A 21107-nucleotide genomic window follows, 5' to 3' on the forward strand; every position below is an offset into this window, starting at 1 on the left:
TACATGACCTGCAGGCACGCGGTATGTCACCCTTAACTCCCCATTCTCCACCTCTGAATGACCAGCAACCCGCTGATTTTTCGATAATTAGCGACATGGCTCACAATAATAATCTCGGATTACGCCGCCTTTACCTTCAGTAGACTTAAATGCTTTACTCACTCCTTTAAACGCTGTTGATCAGCAAGGAACAGAGGTAAGGCATGGCACCCACAAATAATAAAACTCAGACGGATGATACAAAGAAACGTATCTGGGCTATCGTCGGCGCGTCATCAGGTAACCTGGTTGAGTGGTTCGACTTCTACGTTTACTCCTTCTTCTCACTCTATTTTGCCCACATTTTCTTTCCGCAGGGCGATACCACCACTCAGTTGTTACAGACAGCGGGCGTTTTTGCGGCAGGATTTTTAATGCGTCCGATTGGCGGCTGGCTGTTCGGCTATATCGGCGACAAACATGGCCGAAAAAATTCGATGCTGGTTTCGGTCTGCATGATGTGTTTTGGTTCGCTGGTGATCGCCTGCTTACCCGGTTATGAAACGATCGGCGTGGCTGCGCCCGTCATTCTGCTGCTGGCGCGTATGTTTCAGGGATTATCGGTGGGCGGAGAATATGGGACCAGTGCAACCTACATGAGCGAAGTGGCTCTGGAAGGACGCAAAGGATTCTACGCCTCATTCCAGTATGTCACGCTGATAGGTGGTCAGTTAGCGGCGGTACTCACCGTCGTGGTCCTGCAATTTCTGCTGACGGATGCAGAACTGCGAAGCTGGGGCTGGCGTATTCCGTTCTTCCTCGGCGCACTGCTCGCCGTTGTCGCATTATGGTTACGACGCTCACTGGAAGAGACCTCAGATAAGACGAGCCGCGAACATCGCGATGCGGGTAGCGTAATCGGGTTACTGCGCAATCATACCCGCCCCTTCCTGATGGTGCTGGGTTTCACCGCAGGCGGCTCCCTGAGTTTTTACACCTTCACTACCTACATGCAGAAGTATCTGGTTAATACGTCAGGTATGGATCCTAAAACCGCCAGCGGCCTGATGACCGGTGCGCTGCTGGTCTTTATGCTGATTCAGCCGATTATCGGTGCTCTGTCAGATAAAATCGGTCGTCGCACCTCGATGATGATTTTTGGCGCGGGCGCGGCCATCTGTACGGTCCCCATTCTGACCCTGCTGCAAAACGTGCAAAGTCCCGGTGTGGCTTTCCTGTTAATCATGCTGGCGCTGCTGATTACCAGCTTCTACACCGCCATCAGCGGCATTCTTAAAGCAGAAATGTTTCCGCCACAGGTGCGCGCACTGGGTGTAGGACTATCTTACGCAGTAGCGAATGCGATCTTTGGTGGGTCGGCAGAGTATGTTGCGTTGCTGATGAAGCAGCAGGGGATTGAGACGACTTTCTTCTGGTATGTTTCAGCGATGGGCGCGGTGGCATTTCTGGTGTCGCTGTTGCTGCACAAGCGCGGTAAGGGGATTAAGCTTTAACAGAGAAAGCTACTGACTCAGATTCCACAGGGCAATGCCGCTGGCAGCACCGGCGGCATCCCATGCGCAATCCTTCCCGCTCCAGCTGCTGCCATTTGGGCGGCTGTCATATCACTCTTTTCCTGCCCCAGGGGTAATGAAACAGTCTGACTTTGCCGGTCAGAATGGTGCTGACGCTGCCTTCCCATATTCACTACCGGCAGCGGCCAGAACTGCAGAGGCGACAAAATGCTCCGCTTTATCCCGTCCGCTCTACTGATCTTTTGCCATATGGGCGCATCCACTACGCAACAGCCCAGCAAGCAGCACACTTTGCATAACAGATGCCTTATTGGCCGCAGCGATTAAAGAATCCGGCTGATCAGGCGATCGATACGTATCCGACGCAGACGACGAATCAGCTTGCGCACCTTGGCCGGGTAATCAGCAATACTCTCAAGCTCACGGAAATGCGTCACTACCGTCGTGTTCTGCCGGATTAACGTCAGTTCCTTCTCACGCTGAGCCGCTAACTCCTGATGAGGATCGTGGATCAGCACCGCATTTTCCAGATCGAGCCGCCAGGCACGTGGATTGAGGTTATTACCGGTAATCAGCTGCCATTCGTCATCAACCCACATTCCTTTAAGGTGATAACTGTTCTCGCCATCCTTCCACAGTCTCACGACCAGCTGATCGGTCGTAACGTAGTAGTGCAAACGGCTCATAAAGCGACGCAGATTGATTTCATACAGGTAAGGCAGCGCGCCTATGATTTTGAACGGCTGATCGGGCGCAATATAGAAGTCATTGGCTGTTTTATCGCCGACGATGATCTCAACCTGTTTTCCCTGACGCAGAAGATGAATGATATTACGTACCAGCAAGGCGGGCATGTTGAAGTAGGGGGTACAGATGATCAGCTTCTGTTCCGCACAGGGCATCAGGTGGAAAATGGTTTTATTGAGCAGGCTATGCTTACCCAGACCGACCAGCGGCGTGACCGTCAGTTCATCGTTGCCGGCATTCCCTTCAAACTGATAATTGAAGCCGCGCAGGTCCTGACGGAACTGGCGTGTCTCATTTTTAATTTCAGGACTTGAGGGGCGCTCAGCAAAATCGAGTCGGTTTACCGCCTCTGCTGACTTCAGATTGAGCGTGATCCAGTCATACATCGTATCGGTCAGCTGGGAATTACGGATAACCTGATAACGGTCATAGCGATACTTATCATGCTGATGCAGGTAGACATCATTGATGCTGGCGCCGCTGTAGAGCAGCATATCATCAATAATGAACCCTTTAAGGTGGAGCACGCCCAGCGCTTCACGGGTATTGACCGGGATACCATAAACCGGGATGGCGATATCCGGATAACGTGTCGCCATTTCGCAATACCAGTCGGCATTGGTTACGCCTCGCGCTGCGCCAATTCGCCCACGCTGCGCACGGTGCCAGTCAACCAGAATCGAAATATCCAGCTCCGGCCGCGCCTGCTTCGCACTATAAAGCGCATCCATGACGGCACGTCCGGCGTCATCATTTTCCAGATAGAGCGCAACAATACAGATGCGAGTCTGCGCTGCCGCAATCTTCTCCAGCAACGTCTGGCGAAATTCGGCAGGCGAGTAAAGTGTCGACACATCCGCAACGGATTGTGACAGTTTCGGCAGCTGTGCGAGGTGTTGTTGGTGTTTGTTACGTTTAAATTTAGACAACATCACAGTGCACTTCTTCTCTGTTCATTGCATGGCCTTTTGCCATCAAATCAGGGTTATAACCACAAATAATAACATCAACTTCGCCGATTCGAACGTTTTTTACCTTTCTCTACAAGGTTAGTTGATCTCATTCTGTAAAGACAATTTCAGGCTGACAATACCGTCATCCAGTTGAATATCAACATGAAAGTTGAGCTTTCGTGCCAGCGTAATCATGCCGCGGTTATGGGGCATGGTGATACCGTTCAATTGTTGCAAGCCGTGATGCCGGGTATAGCGGATCATTTTTTCCAGCAGACGACGGCCCATGCCTAAGCCTTTCAGGTCGGAACGGACCAGCACCGAAAACTCTGCATCAATGTTATCTGCATCAGAGATAGCGCGGGTGACGCCGATGATCTCGGATCGTCCATAATGCTGACGTACCGCCACAATCGCCATCTCGCGGTCATAATCGATCTGGGTCATGTTGGCGAGATCATCATGAGTAAACTCACTGATTTCACTGAAGTAGCGGTAGTAGAGATCTTCTTTGGTGACCTGACTGATGAAATCGCGCAGCAGGGGCTCATCCTCTGGCAGAATGGGCCGGAACAGGCAGAATTGCCCATCCTTTAACTCTACCTGCTCTTCCAGATGCTGAGGATAAGGACGTATTGCCAGCCGTGCTTCGTTATCGCCGTGGAACGGAGCCAGCGTCAGGGTGACATCCAGTAGGGTAAAATCATTGCCCGCAGCCAGCAGCGGATGAATATCCAATCGCTGGATCTCCGGGCAATCCACCACCAGGTTAGAGACCTGCACCAGCAGCTGGCTTAAACCGGGGATATCCAGCGGATTCAGCGCGCTGCGGCTGCGGATTTTTCCGCTCTTGATCGCCTGAATCACCAGATAGCGTGCCAGCGTCATATTCAGCGGGGGAAGGGCAACGGCAGCCTGTTTATCGGCCTGCCATTCAACGCCGCCTTCCCCCAGCATAATGATCGGGCCAAACAGGGCATCCTGTTCGACCACGACCCGCAGCTCCTGTGCGCCTGCACGACTCGCCATGCTCTGAACCAGCAGCCCTTCGATACGTGCCTGCGGCAACGTCTGTTTTACCCGATCAAAAATAGCCTCAGCGGCATGCTCCACTTCGCTGGCATTACGCAGGTAGAGCATCACGCCCTGCACCTCCGATTTATGCGCGATATCGGGTGAACGCAATTTTAGCGCCACCGGATAGCCAATCTGATCGGCAATGGCCACTGCCGCCTTACTGTCGCTGGCGATCCAGGTCGGCAGCGTGGCCAGGCCGTAAGCCTGCAGTACCGGCTGCACTTCATGGGTATCCAGCGCAGTAACACCGCGCTCCAGCGCCTGTGACAGCAGCTGGTGTGCATGAGCGCTGTCCAGGTTCAGGGTGGCGGGCAGGGCAGGGGTTTCGCGCAGCTGCTTCTGGTTACGGCGGTACTCAACCTGATGCATAAAAGCGGTCACCGTTCCCTCTGGCGTGCGCCAGGTCGGTATCCCCGCCTGCGTAAAGGCTCGGCGCGCGGCTTGTGAAGAGAACTCGCCGCTCCAGTTGGTCAGCAGCGTCACCAGCTTACCGCGCGGGTGACGGGCGATGGTGTCGATCAGATGTCCGGCCGTTTCAGTCGCGGGCGCGACCGCGCTTGGCGCATGAATAATCATCAATGCATCAAGTTCATGGCTGTCGAGCAGGATCTCTGTGCAGGCGGCATAACGTTCTGCTGTGGCGTCATCTTTTAAATCCAGCGGGTTGCCGCGGCCTGCGCCAGCGGGCAACAGCGCCTCGAGCTGCTGAATCGTCTGCTCGCTGAGCTGCGCCAGTTTCCCGTTGCGGGCATAGAGCTCATCCAGCGCCAGCGCGGCGGGGGCAGCACCATTACTGATGATCATCAGCCTGTCGCCACGCAGCGGCCGCATATGACTCAGCGACTCAACGGCGGAGAAGAGCTCATGGGTATCCTGCACCCGCAGTAACCCGGCACGCTGAATGGCTGCATCCCAGGCGGCGTCCAGACCGCTATGGGTGCCCAGCAGCGCCTGTGCTTCACGGCTGCGGCCACTCTTGATCACCAGAATCGGTTTATTACGGGAGGCGCTGCGTGAGGCAGAAACAAAACGACGCGCATCGCTGAGGTGCTCAAGATAGAGCAGGATAGCGCTGGTTTTACCGTCGCGAGCCAGGAAGTCGAGCAGATCATCGACATCGGTATCCAGACTGTCACCCAGCGCGATAAACCAGGAGAATCCGAGATTACGCTGCTGCGCCCAGTCGAGAATGGTATTGGATACGGCGGCGGACTGAGAGATAAATGCAATACGGCCTTTCTCTATCGGCACTGGCGAGAAGCTGGCATTCAATCCCTGCCAGGGGGCCAGCAGGCCAAGACTGTTCGGTCCCAGCAGACGTATCTGCCACTGGCTGGCGCAGGCTTTGAGTTCGGCAGACTGGCTGGCGGGCGCAGAGAGAATAATGCAGGCTTTGCAGCCTTTCTCCCCGAGCTGTTGTAGCAGTTCGAGGTTACGTTTTGAGTGGGTGCAGATTACTGCCAGGTCTGGCGCGAAAGGTAAGCTGTCGATGGTGGGCCAGGCCAGTACGCCGCTGACCGCTTTATATTTCGGCGTCACCGGCAACACCGGGCCGCTAAAACCACCCGCCAGCAGGTTACGCATCATAAAATATCCGGCGCGCCCTGGCGTGACCGAGGCACCAATCACCGCAATTGATTTAGGTCGTAACAGCGCTTCCAGTCCGCGTTGGCTCATCTCGCTCTCCAGAGTTCGGGATTTGCGTGATTGTAAACGCTTTTTGCTGGCAGTGCTTCCGGGCAGATCGCAGGCTGCGCATCCCGATTTTAATCTCTGTCACCGCAGGGTCTCTCCCGCCAGTAGGTGACAGGGCGCTTAATCCTGTCCGGCGTGGTGCGGTTTCCCTGCCAGGTAGGCCGCGCGGAACTGATCAAAATGGTGAGATAATGCCTCAGCCGCCAGCCCATCGCCCGCCTGCGCCAGCAGCGCCGCGGCCACTTCAGCAGTACAGTGCTGACCTGCGCCGTGGGCTTCACGCAGCGTATAGCGCGACGGGGTGCTGACATCCAGCGACATCACCGGCAGGGCGTCGAGCCAGGGGCTTTTACGGAACATTTTGCGGGCTTCGGTCCAGGTGCCGTCCAGCATAATAAACAGCGGCGGCTTGCCACTGACGGGCGGCATTGTCAGCACTTCACGACCGGGGTCGGCATAGGCGGCCGGGAAAACCACCAGCGGCTGATAATCGGGATTGCGCACCGCCGCCAGCAGCAGCGGATCCGGCTCGGTGCGTGACCAGCCAAAAGCCTGAGTTTCCGGCAGAATATCGGCAATCAGCCGGCCGGTGTTGCTCGGCTTCATCGGCTCGGTATCGAACATCACCAGGCAGAAGCGGCTACGGGCGGACTGCGGCACGATCTGACTGCAGAGACAGTTGACCTCTGGCAACAGGCAGCCCTGACAGCGGATGACCCGATTCCCGCGCGCGAGGAAAGGACGGGTGGATCGGGCCAGACGTTGGGTGCGCAAGCGCAAAACAGCATTATCAGACATGAGTATTCAGGGCAGGAAAAACGTCAGTGTAATCGAAGCACACGCGAAAAGGAAAAGGCCAGCCAGGCTGGCCTCTGAAGATTAAAGTGACTCATCCAGCCATTCATTGAAAGGCGCTTTGGGCATCGCGCCATTCAGCATGTCGACCCGCTCGCCGTTCTTAAACAGCATGATGGTCGGGATGCTGCGAATGTTGAAACGGGCGCTCAGGGCTGGCTCCGCTTCGGTGTTCACTTTAATAAAGCGGACTTTACCGCTGCGTTCACTGGCGACATCTTTAAACACCGGCGCAAAATTGACACAGGGACCACACCAGGGCGCCCAGAAATCGATCACCACCGGCAGATCGTCCTGCAGATATTTGTCAAAGTTAGCGCTGGTGGCATTCACCACTTCGCCATCAAATAACGCATTTCCACAGCGACCACATTTCGCCACGTCGGCAAGGCGTTCTTCAGGAACGCGATTGGTTGCCTGACAGGAAGCGCATACCGTATTCATAGGAACCTCTGATGTTGAAAAGTGTCAGTCTGATAAATATTGTTCATTATGAAAGGGGACGGATTCCCTCTCAATCTGGATTGCTCTATAGGTTCAATAGTTGATAGCTAAGCGCCAGCACATCAGGTAATCTGCGCGCTCTCAATGCAGGAGGAAGACATGAACGACGAATTTAAAGGCAAGAGCGGTAAGGTTAAGGTGATGTACGTGCGTGGCGAGGACGATAAAAGCGCGCGCGCGCCTAATCCTCGTACAGGCAAAGGTGGTCACGCTGCTGCCCGTTCGGATGATAATCGTCGTTCGTCTGGCCCCCGTACTGAACGCAGTCAGGAAGGTGGTCGCTCCGCTGGCCGTCGCAGCGACGACACCGGTCGCAGCAGTTCACCGCGTCGTGATGAAGGCGGACGTGGCGCTCCACGCCGTTCAGACGATGGCGCAGGCCGCCGCAACGATCGTGGCGATGATAATCGCGGCGCCTATGGCAGCAGCGATTCCCCATGGCGCACCGTGTCACGCGCGCCATCAGCAGATCGTCCGGCAACCGAAAGCGATAAGCCGGATCATGGCGGCATCAGCGGCAAGAGCTTCGTCGATCCCGAACAGATCCGTCGTCAGCGTAACGAAGAGACGCGCGTCTATGGTGAGAACGCCTGTCAGGCGCTGTTCCAGAGCCGTCCTGAAGCGATTGTTCGCGCCTGGTTCGTGCAGGAAGTGACACCGCGTTTCCGCGAAGCGCTGCGCTGGCTGGCGGCTAACCGCAAAGCCTATCACGTCGTGGAAGATGCAGAGATTACCAAAGCGTCAGGCACTGAGCATCATGGTGGCGTCTGCTTCCTGATCAAAAAGCGCATGGGTATGGCGGTTTCTGAATGGCTGAGCCAGGCGAATACCAAAGATTGCGTGCTGGCACTGGAAGATGTCAGCAACCCGCATAACCTCGGCGCGATTATGCGCAGCTGCGCGCACTTTGGCGTAAAAGGTTTGCTGGTGAACGACGCCTCACTGCTGGAGTCCGGCGCAGCGGTACGTACCGCAGAAGGCGGTGCTGAGCATGTGCAGGCCATCAGCGGCGCAACTTTCAGTGAAGGTCTGGAAGCGTTCCGTAAAGCGGGTTACACCATCGTCACCACCTCCAGCCATCAGGGCACGCCGCTGGCGCAGGCTCAGCTGCCGGAGAAAATGGTGCTGGTGTTAGGGCAGGAGCGTGAAGGTCTTTCTGATACCGCGTTCAAACAGGGTGACATGAGCCTGTCGATTGGCGGCACCGGCAACGTAGAAAGCCTTAACGTCTCGGTCGCAACCGGCGTACTGCTCGCCGAATGGTGGCGTCAGAACGCATAAAAAAACGGGCCGAAAGGCCCGTTTTGCTGTGTAACGTTAGTGCGCGCCGCCGCCACCGCCGCCTGCGCTAAACGGCGGGCGGGCAAACCAGATCAGCACCAGCAGAATCAAAAAGACCCCCGCCGACGCCCAGAAAATTTCATTCGCTGAAATAATCAGTCCCTGATTGGTAATCTGCTGCGCGATCCAGGCCGACGCCTGCTGCTGCGTCATCCCCATGCTCTCCAGCTGGCTATACATCTGCTGCGAATTGACGTTGTAAGGGGTAATCGACTCCGTCAGGTAGCTATGATGCATCGACTCGCGGTTACTCCACATGGTGGTGGTAATCGACGTTCCCACCGAGCCTGCAAAGGTACGCATAAAGTTCGACAGGCTGGAGGCAGCGGCCATGCGCTCCGGCGGCAGTCCCGACAGCGTAATGGTGGTCAGCGGCATAAAGAAGCAGGCCACGGCAAAGCCCTGAATAAACTGCGGCCAGGCTGAGGCACCAAAGTCCATTCCCGGTTCAAACGTATACGCGCGCCAGTAGAAGCAGACGGCATACATAATGAAGCTGAACGTGACCAGCCGTCGCATGTCGAGCTTATGGGCAAAGCGTCCGATGATCGGCGACAGGATCACCGGCAAAATGCCCACTGGCGCAGACGCCAGACCGGCCCAGGTTGCGGTGTAGCCGTAGACCTCCTGCAGCAGCTGCGGCAACAGAACAATCGAGCCGAAGTAGAGCATATAAGCCAGACTGATCGACAGGCAGCCAATGGTGAAGTTGCGCGACTTAAACAGCGACAGATCTATGATCGGGTGATCGTCAGTCAGCTCCCACACCAGCAGGACTGACAGCGCAATCACGGCCACTACCCCGAGCACGATGATCTCGGACGAGTTAAACCAGTCGAGCTCCTTTCCGCGATCCAGCATCACCTGCAAACAGCCGATCCCCACCACCAGCAGCACCAGCCCGACCATATCGATCCGCCGGATTTCGGTTTTGGTTTCCCGGCCGCGCAGGGTTTGCAGCGTCAGTATTACCACCGCCACACCAATGGGCACGTTGATAAAGAAGATCCAGCCCCAGTGATAGTTATCGCTGATCCAGCCGCCCAGTATCGGGCCACAGATTGGGGCGACGATCACCGTCATCGCCCACAGCGACAGCGCAACACTGCGCTTGGCGGGCGGATAGTTGTTGAGCAGCAGACTTTGCGACAGCGGGATCAAGGGACCCGCGACGATCCCCTGAATGACGCGGAAGAAGATCAGCATCTCCAGGCTGTCTGACATGCCGCACGCCCAGGAGGCGATAGCAAACAGAATGGTCGACCAGGTAAAGAGCTTCACTTCACCGATGCGTTTTGCCAGCCAGCCGGTCAGCGGGATCGAGATCGCATTGGCCACACCAAACGAGGTGATCACCCAGGTTCCCTGGGAGTTCGACGCCCCCAGATTACCGGCAATCGTGGGGATAGCCACGTTGGCGATGGTCGAGTCCAGAACCTGCATGAACGTCGCCAGCGATAGCGCAATGGTCATCAGGACCAGCGGCATTCCTTCAAGCGGTTTTTGTGCCATTACAGCCTCCGCGTCATCATCCGGCGTTGGCGCGGACGATATCGGTGATCAGCTGATTGACCGGCGCAAGGTCAATCGCCAGTGCGTTGCTGCTGTAAGCGGCTTGCTGACGGGCGCTGGTGGCCAGCGCGCTGCCCTCTTTGCTGGTGGTATCGATTTTAACTAGCGTTGAGAGGCCAATACGCAGCGGATGTCTGGCGATATCTTCCTGATTCAGTTCGATACGAACCGGCAGGCGCTGAACCACTTTGATCCAGTTACCGGTGGCATTCTGTGCCGGCAATAGTGAGAAGGCGCTGCCGGTGCCCATATCCAGTCCTGCAACTTTGCCCTGATAAACCACTTCGTCACCGTAGATGTCGGCAACCACGGTGACAGGCTGACCAATACGAACGCCAGCCAGCTGGGTCTCTTTAAAGTTGGCATCGACCCACAGATTCGTTGCAGGCACGACGGCGAGCAGCGGGGTGCTGGTGGAGATTTGCGAACCGACCTGCACGCTGCGACGGGAGACAAAACCATCCATCGGGCTACGGATTTCGGTGCGCTGCAGCGCCAGCCAGGCGTCACGCAGCTCAGCCGCGCTCTGTTGCACGGCAGGCTGATTTTCCAGTGAGGTGTTGAGGATCATCGCCTGATTCGCATTGTATTGCTGAATCGCCACGTCCAGTTGTGCTTTGGCCGTCGCGACGGCATCGCGGGCGTGCTGCAACTCTTCACGGCCAATCAGATTAGCCGCGCCTAACGGCTCACGGCGTTTCAGGTCGGCCTGTGCCTGCGCCAGAGCGGTCTGTTGCAAGGTAATGCTGGCCTGATACTGTTTGCCATTAATCATCAGCTGATGCGTCTGACGCACGCTGGTGGCGAGTGCCGTCTGCGCTTTTTCAAACGCCTGCTCCGCATCCGTCTTATCCAGTGAAACCAGCACATCGCCTTTTTTGACGAAATCGGTATCTTCAAACCAGACTTTATTCACGCTACCGGAGACCTGTGCCATCACCTGCACCTGGTTACCCGCAACGTAGGCGTCATCCGTTTCCTGAAAATGGCGCAGGACCAGGAACCAGTAAACTCCCCAGGCAATACCAATCAGCACAAAGATCAACGCCAGCACAATGAGCACACTTTTGCGCTTCTTCTTTTTGTTGGCTGACGGTTGCGGGCTTTGTGCTTCTGCCGTTGCACTCATGTCTTTCTCCACGTTTTCCATTTAGTCGGGCGGCAGAAATCCCTTTTCGCCAGCGCCCGAGTCGAAAAAGCCAGCGACTGAGCGCTGGCCAGATAAAAAAGGAAATTAAAATAACGATTCCGACAGGTGATTGTGTCGCACTTATTGCTATTAGCGGGAAAGCGAGGCGATCAGCTGATCTTCATCCATTTTATCAAGACGATTAAGTAGCTTACGGGTGATGCCTTCCAGCTGCGACTTCTCATCGACGGAGAGCGATGACCAGAGGTACTGCAGGCTCTGATGCTGAGGTGGCAGCAGCTGACGCAGGAACTCCATCCCTTTATCGGTCAGATGCAGGTGCAGGCAGCGACGGTCGTGATCGCTTTCACGACGCTCAATCCAGCCGCGCTTTTCCAGCTCATCAGCAATGCGCGTGGCATTGGTGCGTGAAGAGCCAAGGGCAGAGCTGAGCTCAGAGGGCTGAATACTATGGTTTTCCTGTGCATCCAGCGTAATCAACGCCATGAACAGAGTTTCATTAATACCCTGTGCTTTCAGCATCTTATTGCGGTTGTCCAGCAGTTTACCCTGCATATGCATACAGAGACGCGTCAGAATAATTTCCTGTAACGGAAAATCCTTATGGCGATTGGCACGGATGTTTAGCATCTGCTCAATGGGAGTAAACGAACTTTCCATTAAAAAAAACCTCACTAATTGCAACTTGTATAATAACTATGGTGACAGGATAAGCGTAGTCACTTTTTGGCAGGTGATCGCTGACAGAATCACTATTCACCATCAAAGGTATTCCAGGCCATTCCCTGGCCCTGGGTCAAAAACCCGTACGTCCGGCGGCAGCCGCTGTGCCGGAACGTGATCAAAAAGGGGGCAAATTTAATAATATCGCGGGGAAAAATAACTGAAGTGAATAGGTTTGCTACTAACCATAACAAACCTAACCATTTGTGACCAGACGCAATGCGCTGTCCGGCCAGGCTTCAGTTGATTTTTTCCGGCTCAAAGCGCGATCCGGCTGCCCAAATCAGCAGATTAACCACAGTCAGCAGCGCGCCAGCGCCACAGACGCCATACCAGCCCCAAAGATGGTAAGCGGTCGCGGAGAGCAGTGAGCCGGCCGCGCCACCCATAAAGTAGCTGGTCATGTAACCGGCATTAAGACGGTTCCGCGCCTCCGGCATCTGCGTGTAGATCACGCTTTGATTGGTGATATGGACGGCCTGTACCGCCAGATCCAGCAGCAGGATGCCGACGATCAGCGGCGCAAGCTGCTCCGCGCCCCACGCAATGGCGGCCCACGACAGCAGCATAAGCAGCAGGCCCAGTCGGGTGGTCAGCTTCGCTTTACCCTTGTCAGCCAGCGCGCCCGCCTGACGTGCGGCCAGCGCACCCGCGGCACCGACCAGCCCCAGCAAGCCAATCTCGCCCTCTGAGAAGTGATAGGGCGCCCCGGCGAGCAGAAAGGCCATTGAGGTCCACAGCAGGCTGAAATTGGCAAAGGAGAGGCAGCCGGTCCAGGCGCGGGTGCGGAGCACCCGATTACCGGCATACAGGCGAAAGATGGAGGCCAGCAGTTGCGGATAGCTCATGGGCACAGACTGTTTCACGCGCGGCAGCGATCGCCACAGCGCCAGGGCCATCACCACCATCAGCAGGCTGGCAGTCCAGTAAACGGTACGCCAGCCGCCAAGCTGCGCCAGGCCGCCTGCCACGGTGCGCGCCAGCAGAATCCCCAGCAGCAAACCGCTCATTACCGTCCCCACTATTTTGCCGCGCCGCTCCGGCTCTGCCAGCGTGGCGGCCAGCGGCACCAGGATTTGTGCGGCGACCGAGAACAGGCCGGTCATCACCGTGCCCAGCAGTAAAAAGAGAAAGGAGTGCGAAAGGGCGATAATCACCATGCCCGCAGCAGCCAGCAGGATCATCGTGACAATCAGGCTGCGTCGTTCAAACCGATCGCCAAGCGGCACCAGCAGCAGCAGACCGCAGGCGTAGCCCAGCTGCGCCGTGGTGACAATAAATCCGGCGAGGCTGACAGAGAGATCAAACTGTTGGGCGATGGTATTCAGTAGTGGCTGAACGTAGTAATTACTGGCTACGCAGAGGCCGGTTGCTACTGACATCAGTATTACTAAAGCAGGCGTCAGACCCTGGCGAGTCGCATTCATAAACAGCATCGGTCGCTAATAATCATTTGAGGTTAATAGTAACTCAAAAAACTATTTCACACGCATGTTTATTAACAGGCCATACCAGTCGGGAAAGCAGCCATAAAAAAAAGGGCAGAAAAATTTCTGCCCTCAGATAACTGCCCGACTAAAAGCGTATGCTCACTGAGCCAGCACTTTTATCAACCGCCCTGGGGCGGAAATGTTTTCATGTTATTGCGCGGCGGCCTGCGCCTCGCTGATCCATTTATCGAACTCAGCCTGATGCGCCTTAATCCAGCCATCCACATGACGGTTAATCGCCTCTTCTGAGTTTTGTCCGGCATGCATTGCTGAGTTTTCAGCATTGATATCGGTAATGGGCAGCTTCATGACCGCAAACAGACGGGCAGCCGCCGGGTTTTTCGCCGCCCAGGCTTTGTTGGCGACGATGTGCATGGTGTTAACCGGGAAACCGTAGTTCGCGCCGTTTGGCAGCTTAGTATCCACATCCTTCTGTTCGCCAGGCAGCGAAGAGAACGGCACCTGCAGCCAGACCACATCGCGGCCCGGCTTCAGCACATCGCTCAGCCAGTAGGGCGTCCAGGTGTAATAAAGGATCGGTTTACCCTGTTTGTAGCGTGCCAGCGTATCCGCCACCATCGCCGAATAGTTACCCATATTGGCGGTTACGGTATCACTGAGACCGAAGGCGCTGTTCTGATGATTAATCACCGCTTCACAGCCCCAGCCTGGCGTACAGCCGGTCATATCCGCTTTGCCATCGCCGTTGGCGTCAAACAGGCTGGCGATCTTAGGATCTTTCAGCTGTTCGATATTGGTGATGTGATATTTCTCGGCGGTCTTCTTATCAATCAGATAACCCTGGGCGGCACCGGTAACGTAGGTTCCCTGACGATAGAGCTTCTGATCGCCACCGGCGGCTTTGTACATGTCGTCATGCAGCGGCTGCCAGTTCACCGCGGTAAAGGTGGCGTCGCCAGCGGCGATAGAGGTGTAGCCAACGTTGTAATCCACTTCACTCGGCTTGCTGACCTGATAGCCGAGTTTTTCCAGCGCGCGGCTGACAATCAGGGTCTGAAAAGTCTCTTCAGCGATAGTGCTCTGTATGGGTTGTACCGTAATACCTTTGCCCGGCAGATCGGCAGCGGAGACGTGTGAAACGGCCAGCGTGGTTACCACGGCGGCGAGCAGAGAGGCTCTGTTGCGCATAGTCATTCCTTATTTCAGATGTCGCGTCAGGATGGGCGGCGCGCAGGCACCGCCCGACAGATTATTTTTTACGCGAAGGAGAGAAGATCAGGCCCAGCGGGCCGGTGTGATACCAGTGACGATTACCGCGGCTGCGGCTATCGCGACCAAACGATTGGGTCAGGCGGTCAAGGATAATGGCAAGGATCACAATCCCCACACCACCCACCGTAGCCAGCCCCATGTCGAGACGGCCAATACCGCGCAGGACCATCTGACCGAGTCCGCCCACGGCGATCATCGAGGCGATCACCACCATCGACAGCGCCAGCATCAGGGTCTGATTAACGCCCGCCATAATGGTGGGCATCGCCAGCGGCAACTGCACTTTGAATAGCAGCTGACGCGGACTGGCACCAAAGGATTCGCTCGCTTCGATCAGATCGGCGGGCACCTGCTTAATGCCGAGAATAGTCAGACGTACAATCGGTGGCAGGGCGAAGATAATCGTGACCACCACGCCTGGCACGTTGCCGATACCAAACAGCATCACAATCGGCACCAGATAGACAAAGGCGGGTGTTGTCTGCATCGCATCCAGCAAGGGGCGTACGATACGCGCTGCCCGTTCACTGCGGGCCAGCCAGATCCCCAGCGGCAGGCCGATGAGAATGCAGAACATCAGCGCGGTAAGCACCAGCGCCAGCGTGACCATCGCCTGCGACCAGGCGCCAATTGCGCCAATCACGATCAGCGATACCAGCGTGGCGATGCCCATGGCGGGCGTCGCGATCTGCCAGGCGATCAGCGCAAACACCAGAATCGCTACCGGCGCGGGCATTCCCAGCAACAGCTGCTGAAAGGCGCTGAGAATATAGTCAACCGGTACCCGGATACCCTGAAACAGCGGGCGGAAATGGTTGACCACCCAGTCGATGCCGGTAGTCACCCAGTGATCAAGCGGGATCCAGGTTTTGTGGAACGGATCCATGATATTGAAATGTTCCGGCGCGGGCGCAGGGGCGCTGTTGAGCCAGTCACTGCTGCTGGCTGCATCGGGTGTCGCGCTGCCATCGGGCGTGCCCCAGGCATCGGCACCGCCGCTGCTGGTGGGCGCAGCCTGACTGCTGGCGGCGGTGCCGCTATCCCACGGATTGGTGGTTTCCTGACTCATGGCTGGGCTCCTTCACGATCTAACGCGCGCAATAGCGTGCTTTTGGAAATGATACCGACATACTGATTCTCCTCGCCGACCACTGGCACCGCACAGGGCGCCTGAGCGACGTGCGAGAGCAGATCGCTCAGTGAGGTATCGGCGGGCACCGCGGCTGGCGAGTCGAGGAGGGCGCTATCGAGTCCCAGACCTGCTGCCAGCGCGGCTTTCAGCGAGTCGGTGGAGACCACGCCAAGAAACTTCTGTTTTTCCAGCACGTAACCGTAGTCGCGGTCTTCATCCTGCAGCAGCTTAATGGCGGAGCGCGGGCCGAAACCTGGCGCTTTGCGGATCAACGCTCCCGCGCTACGACGGGCGATATCTTTGGCGCTGAATACGTGACTGATATCGACGCCACGGAAGAAGGTGCGGACATAGTCATTGGCTGGGTTATTCAGGATCTCATCCGGCGTACCAACCTGTATCACTTCGCCGCCCTGCATAATGGCAATACGGTCGCCAATACGCATCGCTTCATCAAGATCGTGGGAAATAAAGACGATGGTGCGCTGATGCCTGGCTTGTAAATTAACCAGTTCATCCTGCATTTCAGTACGAATCAACGGATCCAGAGCGGAGAAGGCCTCATCCATTAATAAGATGTCGGGATTGATGGCCAGTGCGCGGGCTAATCCGACGCGCTGCCGCATCCCTCCGGAAAGTTCATCCGGGTAAGCGTGCGCATAATTCTCCAGCCCGACCTGACGTAACGCTTCCAGTGCTTTTTCCTGGCGTTCAGCCAGTGCGACGCCCGCTAATTCCATACCAAATGCCGTATTATTTAATACATTCATGTGCGGCATCAAAGCAAATGACTGGAATACCATACTGATTTTATTTCTGCGCACGTCGCGCAGTTCGCTGGCTGATATTTTGGCAATATCGACACCGTCAATAATCACCTGGCCGCGCGTCGGCTCTATCAGACGATTGAGAAGGCGAACCATGGTCGATTTTCCTGAACCGGATAACCCCATGATGACGAATATCTCGCCTTCTTCAATGGCCAGACTGGCGTTCTTTACACCAAGAGAGAGCCCGGTCTTCTCAAGAATGACATCTTTGGTCGCACCCTTTTCAATATATTTAAACGCGCGATCCGGATTGTCGCCAAATATTTTATAGAGATTTTTTACTTCGAGCTTAATAGCCATGCAGTCATTAAATCCTGGTTGAAATATCTAATATTATCCTGTCGTTCCCGCTGAAATTTAAGCAGGCCATACCGTAGCACACTGACGTTATCTGACAACCCTGAAGTGGGATATTGGCCGGCCGCGGGACATTCAGATGCCGATTATCTTCAGTGCTCACAAGGGATAAGCGTGGATTAATTTTTTGTGAAATCATTGGCGGGTTTTTGGCATTTCAGCCTATTTGCCGCGTGAAAGGGAGAAAAACAAGCGTCACCAGGGTGAAATATTACAGAAATAATGGATTCCGATGCAGGGAAATAATCACGCCTGAAACGATCGGGTTCAGTGGAATAATTGGTCGAAAAAAAAGGAAATGCGGGGAGGGGCAGAATCAACAAACGGTAAAATAGTCAGGCTGTGTTGCAGTAATATTTTTTTCTTATGATTAGACGGAATGGCGCGGCTGATACGGCACTGCCAGAGAAAACCGGATGCTGACAAAACAGCACCCGGTAACCCTCAGAAATTCCAGTCTTCGTCTTCGGTTTCGACCGCTTTTCCCATCACATAGGAGGAGCCTGAACCGGAGAAGAAGTCGTGGTTTTCGTCGGCGTTGGGCGACAGAGCCGACAGAATGGCCGGATTCACCGCTGTCAGCTCCGCCGGGAACAGCGCCTCATAGCCCAGATTCATCAACGCTTTGTTGGCGTTGTAGTGCAGGAAGGTTTTCACCTCCTCTACCCAGCCGACATCGGCATAGAGCGCCTCGGTATAAGCCACTTCGTTCTCATACAGCGCCAGCAGCAGATCATAGGCGAACTGCTGCAGCTCTTCGCGGCGTAGATCGTCAGCGGCAGCCAGCGCCTGCTGATATTTGTAACCGATGTAGTAACCGTGCACCGCCTCATCGCGAATAATCAGGCGAATCAGGTCAGCGGTGTTGGTCAGCTTGCCACGGCTCGACCAGTACATCGGCAGCCAGAAGCCGGAATAGAACAAAAACGACTCCAGGAAAACGCTGGCGATCTTCTTCTTCAGCGGATCATCGGCCTGGTAGTGTTCCAGAATGATGCGCGCCTTGTTCTGCAGCGGCGCATTCTCTTCACTCCACTGATAAGCGGCATCCACATCCTGGGTGTTACACAGGGTTGAGAAGATCGAACTGTAGGAGCGGGCATGCACCGCTTCCATAAAGCTGATATTCGACAGCACCGCCTCTTCGTGCGGGGTAATGGCATCTTCCATCAGCCCCGGCGCGCCGATCACGTTCTGGATAGTGTCGAGCAGCGTCAGGCCGGTGAATACCCGGATGGTCAGCTGCTGCTGTTGTTTATCCAGCGTCTGCCAGCCGGGCAGATCGTTGGAGAGCGGCACTTTCTCCGGCAACCAGAAGTTGCTGGTGAGACGATTCCACACCTCAAGATCTTTGTCATCCTGAATGCGGTTCCAGTTAATTGCCTGAATCTGTTTTAGTTTCATCGTTTTCATCACAGGGAGCATGAGACGCAGCCCTGAACCTCCGTGCCCTGAAGCGCCATCTGGCGCAGTCGAATGTAATAGAGCGTTTTGATGCCTTTTTTCCACGCGTAAATCTGCGCTTTGTTGATGTCACGGGTCGAGACGTCATCGCGGAAGAACAGCGTCAGCGACAGGCCCTGATCGACATGCTGAGTCGCTTCTGCGTAGGTATCAATAATCGCTTCCGGCCCAATCTGATACGCATCCTGATAGAGATGGAGATTCTCATTGGTCATAAACGGCGCGGGATAGTAGACGCGGCCGGTTTTGCCCTCTTTGCGGATCTCGATGGGGGAAACAATCGGATGGATGCTGGAGGTGGCATGGTTGATGTAGGAGATTGAACCGGTTGGCGGGATCGCCTGCAGGTTCTGATTAAACAGCCCGTGCTGCATCACCGCGTCGCGCAGTGCCTGCCAGTCCGCCTGTGTCGGCAGCGTCAGTCCGGCGTCGGCAAACAGCGTCGCTACCCGTTCCGTGCGCGGCAGCCATTCGCGCTGCAGATACTTATCGAAGTAGACGCCGCTGGCGTACTGCGATTCCGCAAAGCCATCGAAGGTCTGCTGACGCTCCTGTGCCAGCTGATTAGAGGTGCGCAGCGCATAATAGGTGATGCAGTAGAAGTAGAGATTAGTGAAATCCAGCGCTTCCGGTGAACCATAGGCGATGCCTTCCCGCGCCAGATAGCCGTGCAGGTTCATCTGACCCAGGCCAATGGCGTGCGAACGGCGATTGCCTTCGGCGACCGAGGGCACCGAGCCAATTTCGCTCATCATCGACACCGAGGTCAGGGCGCGGATCGCCACATCCACGGTACGCGCCAGATCGCGTGAATCCATGGCGTGCGCAATGTTCAGTGAGCCGAGATTACAGGAGATATCTTTGCCGATCCGGCGATAGCTGAGATCGTCATTGTACTCGCTGGCGCTGTTCACCTGCAGGATCTCAGAGCAGAGGTTGCTCATATTGATGCGACCGGCAATCGGGTTACTGCGGTTCACGCTGTCCTCATACATGATGTAGGGATAGCCCGACTCAAACTGAATCTCGGCCAGCGTCTGGAAGAAGTCTCGTGGCTGAATATAGGTTTTACGGATGCGGTCGTCGGCCAGCATCTCTTCATATTTCTCGCTGATGCTGATATCGCCAAACGCCTGGCCATAGATCCGTTCAACGTCGTAGGGCGAGAACAGCGCCATCGGTTTGTTCTCTTTTGCCAGCTGGAAGGTGATATCGGGGATCACCACGCCCAGCGACAGGGTTTTGATGCGGATCTTCTCATCGGCGTTTTCGCGCTTGGTATCAAGGAAGCGGAAAATATCGGGATGGTGCGCATTGAGCCACACCGCGCCAGCGCCCTGACGCGCGCCGAGCTGATTCGCATAAGAGAAGGCATCCTCCAGCATTTTCATCACCGGGATAACGCCCGACGACTGATTTTCAATACGTTTGATTGGCGCACCGGACTCACGCAGGTTTGACAGCAAAAAGGCGACGCCGCCGCCGCGCTTTGAGAGCTGCAGTGCCGAATTCACGGCGCGACCAATCGACTCCATATTGTCTTCGATGCGCAGCAGGAAGCAGGAGACCAGCTCACCGCGTTGCTGTTTGCCGCAGTTCAGGAAGGTTGGCGTAGCGGGCTGAAAACGGCCGCTGAGGATCTCCTCCAGCAGGGCCCGCGCAAGCTTTTCATCGCCCTGAGCCAGCGTCAGCGCCACCATGCAGGCGCGCTGTTCGAAGGTTTCCAGATAGCGTTTGCCGTCGAAGGTCTTCAGGGTGTAGCTGGTGTAGTACTTCCAGGCACCGAGAAAGGTTTTGAACTCAAATCCCCAGTTCTCCGCCACCTCATGCAGCGCAAGCAGGAACGAAAAATCGTACTGGTTCAGCACTTCCGCTTCGTAATAGCTCTCTGCCACCAGATAGCGTAAACGCTCAGCGCAGCTATTGAAGGGGACGGTATTGGGTTGCACATGCTGCAGATAAAACTGACGTGTCGCTTCGCGATCCTTGTCGAACTGGATGCGGCCCTCGGCGTCGTAGAGATTGAGCATGGCATTAAGGGCGTGATAATCGAGCGTCACGCCGTTGAGGGTGTCTGTTGTTGCCAAAATTGGGTTACTCCCGCTTTAACTTTCGCGATATCGTCAGGCGTTCCCATCAGCTCGAAGCGGTAGAGGCAGGGAACCTGACATTTATTTGCAATGATGCTGCCCGCCAGGCAGTAACCGGCACCGAAGTTACGGTTGCCCGCTGCGATCACGCCACGAATACCGCGTCGGTTCGCCTCATCATTAAGAAACTGAATCACCTGACCGGGCACCGCACCACGACTGCTGCCACCGCCATAGCTGGGCACCACCAGAATATAGGGCTGGTCGATATGCAGTTGTTGCCGGGCATCAAGCGGGATGCGCCGGGCGGGCAGGCCGAGGCGCGTCACAAACCGGTGGGTGTTTTCCGACTGGCTGGAAAAATAGACCAGCGGGAACAT

The 21107-nt window shown here is 55.8% G+C and carries 16 protein-coding genes and 1 pseudogene; 2 read left to right on the forward strand and 15 right to left on the reverse strand.

Annotation, left to right across the window (positions count from 1 at the left end):
- The first annotated feature begins 203 nt into the window (after window positions 1–203).
- Window positions 204–1493 carry an MFS family transporter gene (locus OK409_RS00005; RefSeq protein WP_031594658.1) on the forward strand — a complete coding sequence of 430 codons (1290 nt, stop codon included), beginning with the start codon at window positions 204–206 and terminating at the stop codon, window positions 1491–1493.
- Window positions 1494–1502: 9 nt separating this feature from the next.
- On the opposite strand, the pseudogene OK409_RS00010 reads toward OK409_RS00005, so the two are convergent.
- The 5 genes and pseudogenes from OK409_RS00010 to trxC form a co-directional block, all read right to left on the reverse strand.
- Window positions 1503–1811 (reverse strand): annotated as a pseudogene (locus OK409_RS00010) (YfiM family protein).
- A 26-nt stretch (window positions 1812–1837) separates the two neighbouring features.
- The gene (gene pssA, locus OK409_RS00015; RefSeq protein WP_029519515.1) at window positions 1838–3193 is read right to left on the reverse strand and encodes a CDP-diacylglycerol--serine O-phosphatidyltransferase; all 1356 of its coding nucleotides are present in this window, start codon (window positions 3191–3193) and stop codon (window positions 1838–1840) included.
- 117 nt (window positions 3194–3310) lie between these two features.
- Window positions 3311–5968, reverse strand: coding sequence for a bifunctional acetate--CoA ligase family protein/GNAT family N-acetyltransferase (locus OK409_RS00025; RefSeq protein ID WP_264366620.1), 2658 nt, complete (start codon window positions 5966–5968; stop codon window positions 3311–3313).
- Window positions 5969–6106: 138 nt separating this feature from the next.
- On the reverse strand, window positions 6107–6784 hold the full coding sequence (locus OK409_RS00030; RefSeq protein ID WP_064690334.1) for a tRNA-uridine aminocarboxypropyltransferase: 678 nt from the start codon (window positions 6782–6784) through the stop codon (window positions 6107–6109).
- 81 nt (window positions 6785–6865) lie between these two features.
- Window positions 6866–7285, reverse strand: a complete 420-nt coding sequence (gene trxC, locus OK409_RS00035; protein ID WP_010257800.1) for a thioredoxin TrxC — start codon at window positions 7283–7285, stop codon at window positions 6866–6868.
- Window positions 7286–7444: 159 nt separating this feature from the next.
- Here trxC and OK409_RS00040 point away from each other — a divergent pair, with 159 nt between their 5' ends.
- Window positions 7445–8626: a tRNA/rRNA methyltransferase gene (locus OK409_RS00040; RefSeq protein WP_010672152.1), complete on the forward strand. Its 1182-nt coding sequence runs from the start codon at window positions 7445–7447 to the stop codon at window positions 8624–8626.
- Window positions 8627–8662: 36 nt separating this feature from the next.
- Here the strand turns inward: OK409_RS00040 and emrB are convergent, their stop codons facing one another.
- The 10 genes from emrB to nrdI form a co-directional block, all read right to left on the reverse strand.
- On the reverse strand, window positions 8663–10198 hold the full coding sequence (emrB, locus tag OK409_RS00045) for a multidrug efflux MFS transporter permease subunit EmrB (RefSeq protein WP_010257793.1): 1536 nt from the start codon (window positions 10196–10198) through the stop codon (window positions 8663–8665).
- Between the two features lie 16 nt (window positions 10199–10214).
- The gene (gene emrA, locus OK409_RS00050; RefSeq protein ID WP_010257791.1) at window positions 10215–11387 is read right to left on the reverse strand and encodes a multidrug efflux MFS transporter periplasmic adaptor subunit EmrA; all 1173 of its coding nucleotides are present in this window, start codon (window positions 11385–11387) and stop codon (window positions 10215–10217) included.
- A 150-nt stretch (window positions 11388–11537) separates the two neighbouring features.
- On the reverse strand, window positions 11538–12068 hold the full coding sequence (mprA, locus tag OK409_RS00055; RefSeq protein WP_003850381.1) for a transcriptional repressor MprA: 531 nt from the start codon (window positions 12066–12068) through the stop codon (window positions 11538–11540).
- Window positions 12069–12370: 302 nt separating this feature from the next.
- Window positions 12371–13558, reverse strand: a complete 1188-nt coding sequence (locus OK409_RS00060) for an MFS transporter (RefSeq protein ID WP_264366621.1) — start codon at window positions 13556–13558, stop codon at window positions 12371–12373.
- Between the two features lie 213 nt (window positions 13559–13771).
- A complete protein-coding gene (proX, locus tag OK409_RS00065) occupies window positions 13772–14770 on the reverse strand; it encodes a glycine betaine/L-proline ABC transporter substrate-binding protein ProX (RefSeq protein WP_010257785.1) in 999 nt (332 codons plus the stop codon).
- A gap of 61 nt (window positions 14771–14831) precedes the next feature.
- Complete coding sequence (gene proW / locus OK409_RS00070; RefSeq protein ID WP_022624068.1) at window positions 14832–15923, reverse strand: glycine betaine/L-proline ABC transporter permease ProW; 1092 nt, start codon at window positions 15921–15923, stop codon at window positions 14832–14834.
- Window positions 15920–17116, reverse strand: a complete 1197-nt coding sequence (proV, locus tag OK409_RS00075; protein WP_010672155.1) for a glycine betaine/L-proline ABC transporter ATP-binding protein ProV — start codon at window positions 17114–17116, stop codon at window positions 15920–15922. The genes proW and proV overlap by 4 nt, the downstream gene beginning before the upstream one ends.
- Before the next feature lie 501 nt (window positions 17117–17617).
- Complete coding sequence (nrdF, locus tag OK409_RS00080; RefSeq protein WP_010257777.1) at window positions 17618–18577, reverse strand: class 1b ribonucleoside-diphosphate reductase subunit beta; 960 nt, start codon at window positions 18575–18577, stop codon at window positions 17618–17620.
- Window positions 18578–18585: 8 nt separating this feature from the next.
- On the reverse strand, window positions 18586–20724 hold the full coding sequence (gene nrdE / locus OK409_RS00085) for a class 1b ribonucleoside-diphosphate reductase subunit alpha (RefSeq protein ID WP_163657854.1): 2139 nt from the start codon (window positions 20722–20724) through the stop codon (window positions 18586–18588).
- Complete coding sequence (nrdI, locus tag OK409_RS00090; RefSeq protein WP_010257771.1) at window positions 20694–21107, reverse strand: class Ib ribonucleoside-diphosphate reductase assembly flavoprotein NrdI; 414 nt, start codon at window positions 21105–21107, stop codon at window positions 20694–20696. Before nrdI ends, nrdE begins: the two co-directional genes overlap by 31 nt.

The organism is Pantoea sp. RG18 (assembly GCF_025910075.1).
Classification (GTDB): domain Bacteria; phylum Pseudomonadota; class Gammaproteobacteria; order Enterobacterales; family Enterobacteriaceae; genus Pantoea; species Pantoea agglomerans.